Genomic DNA, 566 nt, shown 5'->3' with positions numbered 1-566 from the left:
ATAATGAGCTGGGTAATTTTCCTGCAACTCTTTCATTAGTTTTTCAGGAGCCACTGTTTCAAAATGAATATTACTGAACATTTTACGCAAATAATCGTAATACTGTGTACGGGTATCTAATTGCCCGCTTAATTCAATTTTTATTTCTTCAGGCTGCACTCCATACTGCTGAACAATACTTAAAATATAATACAGCATATCATCCTGCGATGCACAAGGGTAAGATTGAATTAACTGCAACTGACCATTCTTAAGCAATAACAATAACAGGCATTTATTATAAAACTGCACTTTTAATAAATTACCTGTTTGAAAATTATACCCACCAATGGTATTTTCTAAAATCTTAGAGTATAAGTGTTTTGATTCAACCATCATAAAATTGGTACGAACCATTTCAAACAATACACGTTTAATTCTGTACACATTAACCATTGCAGGCGTTGCATCAACTACATCGTGTAAAATAGCTTCATTAATATTATCACCATGTACCATGCTTAAATAATTTTCTGCAGCATTAGCGGAAAATTTATCAGCAGGTACTAAAACATTCTCAGGAATAT

Annotated in this window: 1 protein-coding gene; it reads right to left on the bottom strand. The window is 32.3% G+C overall.

All coding sequences use genetic code 11. From position 1 onward, the window contains the following. On the bottom strand, positions 1-566 hold a 566-nt coding region (locus tag E3E36_RS11365; protein ID WP_167895528.1), incomplete at both ends, for a DUF3822 family protein.

The organism is Thermococcus sp. M36, from assembly GCF_012027355.1.
Classification (GTDB): domain Archaea; phylum Methanobacteriota_B; class Thermococci; order Thermococcales; family Thermococcaceae; genus Thermococcus.
This window is presented reverse-complemented; position numbering and strand designations above follow the sequence as displayed.